General features: G+C 69.6%; 7 protein-coding genes. 3 read left to right on the top strand and 4 right to left on the bottom strand.

Annotated elements, in window-relative coordinates; translation table 11 throughout:
- Both NON22_RS14225 and NON22_RS14230 read left to right on the top strand, forming a co-directional pair.
- Positions 1-301: hypothetical protein (locus NON22_RS14225; RefSeq protein ID WP_257387604.1), on the top strand; the 301-nt coding region annotated here is incomplete at its 5' end.
- A complete protein-coding gene (locus NON22_RS14230) occupies positions 298-480 on the top strand; it encodes a hypothetical protein (protein ID WP_257387605.1) in 183 nt (60 codons plus the stop codon). The genes NON22_RS14225 and NON22_RS14230, both read left to right, overlap by 4 nt.
- A gap of 86 nt (positions 481-566) precedes the next feature.
- Here NON22_RS14230 and NON22_RS14235 read toward each other — a convergent pair whose 3' ends face one another.
- The 3 genes from NON22_RS14235 to NON22_RS14245 all read right to left on the bottom strand — a co-directional run bounded on the left by NON22_RS14235 (position 567) and on the right by NON22_RS14245 (position 7209).
- Positions 567-3008 (bottom strand): TonB-dependent receptor plug domain-containing protein, encoded by a 2442-nt coding sequence (locus NON22_RS14235; RefSeq protein ID WP_257387606.1) that lies wholly within the window; start codon positions 3006-3008, stop codon positions 567-569.
- Between the two features lie 223 nt (positions 3009-3231).
- Positions 3232-4545, bottom strand: a complete 1314-nt coding sequence (locus NON22_RS14240; protein ID WP_257387607.1) for an MFS transporter — start codon at positions 4543-4545, stop codon at positions 3232-3234.
- A 366-nt stretch (positions 4546-4911) separates the two neighbouring features.
- Positions 4912-7209 (bottom strand): BACON domain-containing protein, encoded by a 2298-nt coding sequence (locus tag NON22_RS14245; RefSeq protein ID WP_257387608.1) that lies wholly within the window; start codon positions 7207-7209, stop codon positions 4912-4914.
- Between the two features lie 531 nt (positions 7210-7740).
- Here NON22_RS14245 and NON22_RS14250 point away from each other — a divergent pair.
- Positions 7741-10239 (top strand): serine/threonine-protein kinase, encoded by a 2499-nt coding sequence (locus NON22_RS14250; RefSeq protein WP_257387609.1) that lies wholly within the window; start codon positions 7741-7743, stop codon positions 10237-10239.
- On the opposite strand, the gene NON22_RS14255 is transcribed toward NON22_RS14250, so the two are convergent.
- Positions 10226-10498 (bottom strand): hypothetical protein (locus tag NON22_RS14255; RefSeq protein WP_257387610.1); only part of this gene is annotated, 273 nt, incomplete at its 5' end. The two genes, NON22_RS14250 and NON22_RS14255, sit on opposite strands and share 14 nt — an antisense overlap.

The raw sequence follows: 10498 nt of genomic DNA on the forward strand, positions 1-10498 counted from the left end.
CTCCGCCGCCGCGCCGGGCGGCGCTCCGCACGTCGCCGGAGCGAGACGGCGGCGCGCCGGCGCCGACGCATGCGGCGCCGCATGCCTGATCCTGTCTTTTGCTGCTTTGAGAAAAGTATACGCGACAGATCCGTCATGCCGCGTCGCGGCCTCTGTGATGGCGTCGCTCGAGAATGCATTCGCTGCGCCGACGGATGCGGCCGCGCTATCCGGGCAAGCCGCCGCGGCGCTTTTCGCGCATCCGTACGGAACTGCCGCGCCATGCCTTTCCCGTCTTCCCTATCGAGGAGTACCGCAATGACACTTTCACGCAGGCTGCTCGTGCGCCGCGTCGCCGCTGCGTTCGCGCCCGCCGGCACGGCCGCGTTCGCGCAGGGCAACGGCGGTTTCGAAACGCCGGTGGTGCAGGCGCCGCCGGGCTATCCGGACTGGCCGCCGGCGCACAATGCGGTCGGCATCTACGACATGCGCATCCAGTGAGCGAACGCCGCCCGCCGCAATGAAAAAGCCCGCACCTGACGGTGCGGGCTTTTCGTTTCACGCGCGATGCGCGGAGAGTCGACGGATCAGAACTTCACGGCCAGACGCGTGAAGTACGAGGCGCCGTTGAGGCCGAACTGCACGCTGTCGTAGATGTGGCCGTTGTCGGTCTCGTCCGGGTTCTGCTTGTCCGGGAACTGGTCGAAGATGTTCGCGCCGCCGACCGTGAGCTTGATGTTGTCGTTGAACGCGTAGCTCAGGCTGAAGTCGGCCGAAGTCTTGGGACCGTAGTGCAGCAGGACCGGCGGACCCGAGAACGAACCCTGGGTCTGCGAGCCGAAGTGGATGATCTTGAACATCGCATCCCACTTGCCGATCGCGTAGTCGAACGTCAGCGTGGCCTTCGTCGACGGCGCGCCGTCCTCGATGAAGCGGCGTTCACGGTCCGACAGGAAGGTATCGGCGCCTTCGGGTTCGATCAGCAGCGGCGCCGGCACGTTGACCTTGCGGATCTCGGTCTTGCCGTGGTTCAGCGCGAAGTAGGTGGAGAGCTCGCCGTCGCCGACCTCGGTGTTGTGGGCCAGGGTCAGGTCGATGCCGGTGGTGCGCGTGTCGACCGCGTTGACGAAGAAGGCCGCGGCGCCGACCCCTTTCTGGATCAGGATGTCGCGCAGCTCGTCGCTGATCGCCGGATCGTCGACGCCGAACTGGCCCGACAGCACGACGCGATCGTCTATGTCGATGCGGTAGCCGTCGACGGTCAGGGTCAGGTTGTCCATCGGACTCCAGGTGAAGCCCAGAGTGAAGCTCTTGGCCTTCTCCTCGCGCAGCGGCTCGACGCCGGCGGCATTGGCGATCGGACCGCCGTTGCGCGCGAGCAGGATGTCGAGCGGCTCGCCGCTGACGAACTCGGTATAGGTCGACTGGAAATCGCGCTGCTGCAGCGACGGCGCGCGGAAGCCGGTGCTGACCGAGCCGCGCAGCAGGAAGCTGTCGGTGGCCTTGAACGACGAGGTCAGCTTGCCGGTCGTGGTCTTGCCGAAGTCGTCGTAGTCCTCGAAGCGCGCGGCTGCGCCGGTCATGAAGCGATCGGTCCAGTTGAACTCGAAGTCGCCGTAGGCGGCCCAGCTCGTGCGGCTGGAATCGGTCTCGTCGCCCGGCTGGAAGCCCGGATAGCCCTGGCTGCCGGCGTTGCCGCCGCCGGGACCGTCGAAGTCGTCCCAGGAGCCGCGCTCGCCGGCGAAGATCTCGTACTGCTCGCGGCGGCGTTCCAGACCGAACGCGACGTTCGTGCCCGCGAGCACGCTGTCGAGATAGCGCGAGAAATCGAGGTTCGTCGTGTACTGCGTGAACGCGTAGCCGCCGGCGTCGAACTTGGTCGGGCTGATGCCGCGCCCGCCGTTGAGCAGGTCCTCGTTCGCGATCGAGGCGTTCAAGGTGTTGCTGATGTTGTTCAGCAGCTCGTTGTAACCGTAGGTCTGCGAGACGTCGGCGCGCCATTGCCCGATGTTGCCCCAGACGCCGGCGATCAGGGTGCGGTCCTCGATGTCGCCGTTGATGAAGGGCACGAAGCCGTCCGGATACATGGCTTCGGAATTGCGCGACGGAATGTCGTCGCTGCCGATGCCGCCGCGCGCGAATGCGCCCGAGGACGCATAGCGGTCCTGGTAGCCGCCGCTGAAGTAGAAATGCGCGGCATCGCCGAGCGGCACCTCGCCGTTGAGGAACAAGGTGCGGTTGTCCACTTTGGTATCGCCTATCGTGCGCGGGCTGCCGCGCGGCTCGGAACGGTCGGAACGGCCGCGCTTGAGCCATTCGCCGGTCAGCGCGATCGCGCCGCCGTTGGCCAGCTCGAAGCCGCAGTAGGCCGAAGCCAGCGTGTTCTCGCCGTCGCCGCGCGAATACTGGCCGTAGCCGGCCACGGCCTCGCAGCCCGGAGTCTTCTTCAGCACCACGTTGACCACGCCGGCGATCGCGTCCGAGCCGTACTGCGCCGCGGCGCCGTCGCGCAGGATCTCGATGCGCTCGACCGCGAGCTGCGGGATCGTGTTGAAGTCGGTGCCGGTATTGCCGCGGTTGCGCGCGCCGAACAGGTTGACGATGGCCGCCTGGTGCTGGCGCTTGTTGTTGACGAGGACCAGGGTCTGGTCCGAACCCAGGCCGCGCAGCATGGCCGAGTCGACGAGGTCGGCGTTGTCTGCGCCGGTCTGGCGCGTCGAATTGAACGACGGCGCGATGTACTGCAAGGTCTGCGCGATGTCGAACTGCGGACTCTTCTCGGCCACGTCGGCCATCGGCACGATGTCCACCGGCACCGGCGTCAGGGCCTCCGACGAACGGCCGTAACGGCGCGAGCCGACCACCGAGATCGCTTCGAGCTCCTGCGCGTCGCCGCTCTTGGCACCGTCCTGCGCGGCTGCCGCATCGGCCTCCTCAGTCGCGAACGCGACGCCGGCCGGCGTCAGGGCTGCGGCGCAGCCGAACGCACCCGCGGCCCAGAGGGCCTTCCACAAACGAGACTTCCCCATGCTCCCCACTCCTCCGAGTTGTTACAACTTCGTTAGCTTACCGTGACGAAAGCCGGAACGTGCAAGCGCCGGCCGGGCGAACGTGCGCGCCGTCACCGAATCGGCGGCGATCCGGTTCGGTGATTCGGAATTCGAGGCGGGCGCACCGGACCGCCGGGCTCAGGCCCGATCGACGACACAGGCCGCAGTCAGCCACCGGGCAAAGGCCCGCAGGCCGCAGGCTTCACGCGACAGCGCCGGTGTCGCGGTCGATGCGCGAGGTGCGCCGCGTATCGGCCGTGAACAGATAGACCAGCAGCGAGACGGCGATGCAGGCCGTGACGTACCAGTAGAACCAGGACTCCTGGCCGCGCTGCTTGAACCACAGCGCGAGCATCTCCGCCGTGCCGCCGAACAGCGAGACGGTCAGCGCATACGGCAGGCCGACGCCGAGCGCGCGCACGCCGACCGGAAACAGTTCGGCCTTGACCACGGCATTGATCGCCGTATAGCCGCTGACCGCGACCAGCGCGAGCAGGATCAGGCCGAACGCCTCGTAGACGCCGACGCCGCGGCCGAGCGCCGTGAACAGCGGCACCGTGCCCAGGGTACCCAGCACGCCGAACGCGATCAGCAGCGGCCGGCGGCCGATGCGGTCCGACAGCGCGCCGACGGCCGGCTGCAGCAGCATGAACACGAACAAGGTCGCCGCCGAGACCGCCGTCGCGTCGTCCTTGCTCATGCCGGCGCTGACGACGAGGTATTTCTGCATGTAGGTCGTGAAGGTATAGAACGCGAGCGTGCCGCCCAGGGTCAGGCCGACCACGGTCGCGAGCTCGCGCGGATGGCGCAGCAGCTCGCGCAGGCGTCCGCGCGAACGCGCCGCGGCGCCTTGACCGCGGAACGATTCGGTCTCGAGCATGCTGCGGCGCAGATACAGCGACACGAGCGCGGCCAGCGCGCCGACGACGAACGGAATGCGCCAGCCCCAGTCGTGCAGTTGCTGCGGCGTCAGCAGGAAGCGCTGCAGCAGGATCAGCACGGCCAGCGCGAGCAGCTGGCCCATGATCAACGTGACGTACTGGAAGCTCGACCAGAAACCGCGATGCTCGCGGCTCGCCATCTCGCTGAGATAGGTCGCCGAGGCGCCGTACTCGCCGCCGACGCTGAGTCCCTGCAGCAGCCGCGCGAGCAGCAGCAGGATCGGCGCGGCGACGCCGATCTGCGCATGCCCCGGCGTCAGCGCGATCAGCAGCGACCCGGCGCACATCATCAGCACCGACAGCACCAGCGCCGCCTTGCGTCCGTGCCGGTCGGCGTACTCGCCGAGCAGCCATCCGCCGAGCGGTCGCATCAGGAAACCGACCGCGAAGATCGCTGCCGTATTCAGCAGCTGCGCGGTCTGGTCGCCGTCGGGAAAGAACGCCGGCGCGAAATACAGCGCGAACGCCGTATAGACGTACCAGTCGTACCACTCGACGAGATTGCCGACCGAACCGCTGAAGATCGAGCGCAGCCGCTGCAGCGGGGTCATCGAAGGCGGCGTGGCTTGTGGCACGGTGAGGATTCCCGGCTGTGCGGTCGGCGGAGCGTGCCGGGATGAAGGCGGGAGGGCAAGTCGCCACCGCCTCGAATGCGCCGGCCTCAGGTGCGTCGCCGACAAGGATGCCTCCGCGCCCGTTTCATCGTCCGCTTCGCCGCCATCGGCGACGGAACGCAGCCGTCGAGCAGTGCCTTGGGTTCGACATGAAGGTCCATCGAGGCTGACCCATCAGCCGGAAGTGCCTGTGGGTCGCGCCAGGAACGGGGCATTCCGCGGGTCCGCAGGAACGCCGACCCAGCACGTCGCTGCAAGGCCTGTGGTCCCGCACGTGCCGCATTCCGGAAAAACGCCGGCGTCGTCCCTGACGCCGGCGCGCCTTGCTCAGTAGTCGGTGCGCAGCAGCGTGTAGGCGCCGGTCTTGCCGGACGAATACGACGTCACTTCGGCCGTGTACGTGCCCGCGGTCGTCAAGGTGTAGTAGCCCGAGCTCGCCGGAATCCGCGAGTTCGTGCCGCCGCCGCCGTCGTCGTTGCTCGCGAGCACGGTGCCGCTCGCGTTCCTGAGGTAGATGAAGGTGTCGAACGCGCTCGAGGACAACTGCAGCGAGATCTTCTGGCCGGCCGTCGCGGTGAACGAATAGCGGTCGGTGTAGTAGCTCGAGCCGCGCGCGCCCTGCGTGCAGTCGCCGCTCGCGAGGCTGCCGCCGGCGGTGACGCCGGCGACCAGGTTGACCGGGTCGCAGGCCGCGCCGGCCGGCGCGGCCTGGTTCACGACGAAGCTCTTGCCGGCGACGGTCATCGTCGCGCTGCGCGCGGCGCCGGTGTTCACGGCCGCGGTGTAGAGCACCGTGCCGTTACCGGTGCCGCTCGCGCCGGAGTTGATCGTGATCCAGGCCGGCGCACCGCTGACGCTCCAGCTGCAGGCCGCGCCGTGGGTCACGCTGATCGACGAGCTGCCGCCGGCGCTGGTGAGGTTCTGGCTGGTCGGGGTCAAGCTGGCGACGGCGCCCGGATCGCAGGTGACCGCGCCGGCCTGGCTCACGACGACGCTGCTGTTGCCGATGGTCAGCGTCGCGCTGCGCGCCGGGCCGGTATTCGCCGCGACGCCGTAGCTGACCGTGCCGTTGCCCTGCCCGCTCGCGCCGGACGTGATCGTGATCCAGGCCGGCACGCCGGCGACGCTCCAGCTGCAGGCCGCGTCGTGGCTGACCGAGATCGTGCCGCTGCCGCCGCCGGTCGTGAAGCTGCGGCTGGCCGGCGACAGGTAGGCCGAATAGTTCGGATTGCAGGTGCCGATCTGGCTGACGACGTATTCCTTGCCGGCGATCAGCAGCCAGGCATTGCGGCTGCCGCCCGTGGTCATCGGCGCGACCGTGTAGCTGACCGTGGCGTTGCCGGTACCGTGCGCGTTCGCGTCGATGGTCATCCACGGCGGCACGCGGTTGACCGACCAGCTGCAGTTGGCCGGCACGCTCAGCGCGAACGCGTTGCTGCCGCCCGACGACGGGAAGCTCTGGCTCGCCGGCGTGACCGAGTTCGTCGCGACGGCGCAGTCGATGTCGACGGTCTCCGAATTGGCGGTCGGGCCGGGCCAGCCGGCGGCGACGAGCACGTCGCCGTTGCCGAGCAGGGTTTGCGTGTGACTGGTGCGCACGCCGTTCAGGCGGCCGGCGCGATACCAGGTGCCGCTCGCGGCGACATAGATTTCGCTGCTGTCGTCGACCTGCCAGCTCGACGTGTCGCCGCCGCTGATCAGCACGTCGCCGCCGGCCAGCCGCGTCGCGACGTGGCCCTGGCGCGGCACGTTCAACGCGCCGGTCGCGCTGAAGGTGCCGCTGACCGGATCGTACAGCTCGGCCGCGGCCGGGAAGCTCGAAGTGGTGTTGCCGCCGGCGACCAGCACCTTGCCGTCGGCCAGCAGGGTCGCGGTCGCGTACGCGCGCGCGGCCAGCAGCGAACCGGTATAGCTCCAATTGCCGGTCGACGGGTCGTAGACCTCGGCGCTGGACAGGTAGGAGCCGGTCGCCGCGTCGAAACCGCCGACCATCAGCACGCGGCCGTCGGCCAGGCGCGCGATCGCCGGACGGCCGCGCGGCGTCAGCAGCGCGGCGCTGGCGCCGAAGCTGCCGCTGGCCGGATCGTAGATCTCGCTGCTGTTGAGGCCCGGGTCGCCACCGATCATGAGCACGTGGCCGTCGAGCAGGGTCACGGCTTCGCCGAGACGGCGCGTTTCCAGCAGCGCACCGGTCGCGGTCCAGGTGTTCGTGGCGGGGTCGTAGATTTCGGCGGAAGCGATGTCCCAGCCGCCGGTGTCGGTGCTGCGGCCGCCGGCGACGAGGATGCGGCCGTCGGCGAGCACGGCGCTCAGATGGCCCGAGCGCGACACGTTCATCGGCGCGGCCGCGGTGTAGTTGCGGCTGGCCGGATCGTAGATCTCGGCGCTGGCCAGGGTATGGACATTGGTGCCCATGCTGTCGTTGCCGCCGGCGATCAGCACGCGACCGTCGGGCAGCAGCGCGGCGGAATGGGTATCGCGCGCGACCGCGAGCGGCGCGGTGCTTTCCATCGCGCGGCCGTCATGGACGACGGCGGCCAGCGAAAGAGCGACCAGGCCGGCCAGGATGGCGCGGCGCAGATAAGAGGTACGCGTCGACGACGACGCCGGAATGGAGCCACGCATGCAGCAATTCCTTCTGATGTGGTGGATGGATCACGCTGGACGATGCCGGCGGTTCGATGCCGGCGGATGCGCGCGACGGCCGCGCTGTGTTCGGCCCCCGCTCGCGGTCGACAGACTAGGCAGCACAAGAGGCGCATCGATGACGCGCTGCGGCCACGACGCAGGCGTTGCTGCGCCGGAATGCGGCGGCGGCGCGCCGGAATTGGTCCGACCTGCCGCACCGCCTCCGCACGAACCGCCGCACACGGCGACGCTCGCCTGCCTGTCCCGCCGCCGCCGCGCTCTCTCGTAGCCGCCTCGTACCGTCGACCGGTGCGCATTCTGTCGGCCCCGCATCTCAGATCTCGGGACTTGGGGCCGGGAATGGGGAATGGGGAACCGGTGACGGCACCCTTGCCGAAGTCTTTGGCTGCCGTTTGAACGATTCCCCATTTACTCTTGTCGCACGAGGCAATCGCAGAATCGGGGCGCGGCCGATGCAGGCGATCCGGCTCTTGCGATTCCCGATTCCCGATTCCCGATTCCTGACCCATGCCCGACAACACCTTCCAGCACCTGCGGCGCCTGTTCGACGAGCTCGTCGTCCTGACGCCGGCGGAACGCATCGCGGCACTGGCGGGCCGGGACGATCTCGACGAGCGCCTGCGGCAGCGGCTCGTCGAACTGCTGGAACTGGACGAAGAAGTCGGCGACCTGACCGCACGGCGCGCGGGCACCACGGCATCGGACGCCGCGGCGACGCGGAGAGGCATGCGGATCGGCGCCTACGTCGTCGATTCGCCGCTCGGCGAAGGCGGCATGGGCAGCGTCTATCGCGCGCAGCGCACCGGCGGCGACATCGACCACGTCGTCGCGATCAAGATCGCGCGGCGCGACCTGCTCGACAATGCGGCGCTCGCGCGCTTCCGCGTCGAACGCCAGGTGCTCGCGCTGCTGCACCATCCGCACATCGCGACGATGTACGACGTCGGCGAGCTCGACGACGGCACGCCCTACATCGTCATGGAATACGTGGAGGGCCGGCCGCTGCTCGACTACGCGGATCGGCAGCAGCTGGGGCTGCGCGGGCGGCTGGAGCTGTTCTTGCTGCTCTGCGACGCGGTCGCCTACGCGCACCGCAACCTGATCGTCCATCGCGACATCAAGGCGAGCAACGTGCTCGTCACCGCCGACGGCCGGCCCAAGCTGCTCGATTTCGGCATCGCCAAGCCGCTGCAGCCGCGGATCGGCCCGATCGCGATCGAGCAGACCCGCGCTACGCAGCGTTATTTCTCGCTGCGCAACGCGGCGCCCGAGCAACTGCGCGGCGAGGCGATCGGCGTGACCTGCGACGTGTACGGACTCGGCAGCGTGCTCTACGAACTGCTCTGCGGCCGTCCGCTGTACGACTTCGACGGTATGACGCTCGCCGATGCGGAGCAGCGCATCCTCGAACAGGATCCGCCGCCGCCGAGCCAGCGCGTCGTCCGGCAGGCGGCGCCGGCCTGGCGCCGCCTGCCGCGCGAGCTCGACGCCGTCGCGCTGCAGGCGCTGCGCCGCGAACCGGATGCGCGCTATGCCAGCGTCGATGCCCTGGCCCAGGACGTGCGCCGCCATCTGAACGGCTATCCGGTCTCGGCGACGCCGGCTCCGCTGCTGTACCGGCTCAGCCGTTTCGTGCGACGCCACCGCATCGCGGTCGGCACCGCCGCCCTGCTCGCGGCCGTCATCGTCGCCGGCGTCACGAGCTGGCTGCAGCAGTACCGGTCGACACTGGCCGAACGCGACCGCGCCGAAACCGTGACGCGCACGATACTGCGTGGACTGGAGCTGACCGCACCGGCCGGCATGCGCCGGAAGGAGGTCAGCGCCCAAGCGCTGTTCCGCGAGGTCTACAGACTCGCCGACCTGCTGTCCGCGGACGAGCAGCGCGCGACCCGGGCCCAGCTCGTGACGACCGTCGCCCGCGCGCGTCACATGCTCGGCAACTCGGACGACGCGCTTTCCATGCTCGGGCACCTCGGCAGCGACACGGACCGCCTGCCTGCGACATTGCGCAACGACGTGCAGCTGACGCGCGCCGAAATCCTGCTCAGCGTCGGCGGGCTCCGCGAAGCCGGGACGCTGGTACGGCAGAACGCCGACCGCGCCGGAGCGGACGTGCGCTGGATGCTGCTGGCGGCGCAGGTCAGCGCAGCGCTCGGCGAGCCGGCTCGGGCGATCGCCGCGCTGGACCGGATCGCGGCGCAGCCCGATGCGAACCGCGAGCAGCGCTGGGAAGCCCTGCGCCGGCGCGGCGTGCTGCTGGCCGATGCCGGCAATGCATCGGAAGCGGTGGCATCGCAATTCCTGTTGCTGGCCGAACAGGAAGCGCATTTCAAACGCGGACCGAGCGTCGAAGTGCTCGCGACCTTGCAGAACGCGCTGCAGATCGCGATCGAAACCCAGGCGGTCGGCGCCGCGCTGAGGCTGTCCCAGCTCGCCGCCGACCAGTGCCGCGCCATCTATCACACCAGCGAGGAATACGCCTGTCTGATCGTGGCGGACCAGCGCGCGCTGGTGCTGGCCGAGGCGGGCCGCTTCGACGACGCCGAGCAGGCCGCGCGCCGGACGCTCGCGCTCGCGCTGCACCAGGCGCATGGCGAAAGCGAGCTGTCGGCGCAGCTGCATTTCACGCTCGGCGAAATCCTGCGTCGTCGCGGCGCGAACGACGCCGCGGCGCAACTGCGCGAGGCAGTTCGGTTCGGCGAGCTGTTTCTGGGGCCGGGCAGCATCGCCGTGCTGCGCTATCGGGGCGCGCTGCTCGTGGCCCTGCTGGAACAGGACGACCTGTTCGACGCCCGGCGCGAAGCCCTGGCCGGTCTGCGCGCGATGGCGGACCGGCGGTTTGTCGAAACGCCGGAGGGCGAGCTGATCCGGCTGGCCGACTGGCTCGCCAGGCAGCCCCGCCACTCCGCTCAGGCGTGCAGTTTCGAAACCGAACGATGGCTGGCCGAGGCCGGCAAGCGCCGCATGGACACCGGACGATGCGCGTGCTCTACGGCGCGCTGACCCGCTGGTCCGTCGCGACCTCGCCGATGACACCGCTATGGCGGCGGACCATGGTCTGGTCCGACTGAGCACGGCGACGGGCCGGCGTGTCTTGCGCCGGTAGCCGAGCGGCGGCCGCGGCGACGATACCTTCCGCCGCCTGCGACGCGAAGCCCGGTCCCGGCGTCACCGCGTTGTCGAGCACGATCGCCGGCGCCGGCCGGCGGCCCGCGCCGTCGCCCGGCCGCCGGTCCGCTGGCCCGCCCGCAGGGCGCGCTGG

The organism is Tahibacter caeni, from assembly GCF_024609805.1.
Taxonomy (GTDB): Bacteria; Pseudomonadota; Gammaproteobacteria; order Xanthomonadales; family Rhodanobacteraceae; genus Tahibacter; species Tahibacter caeni.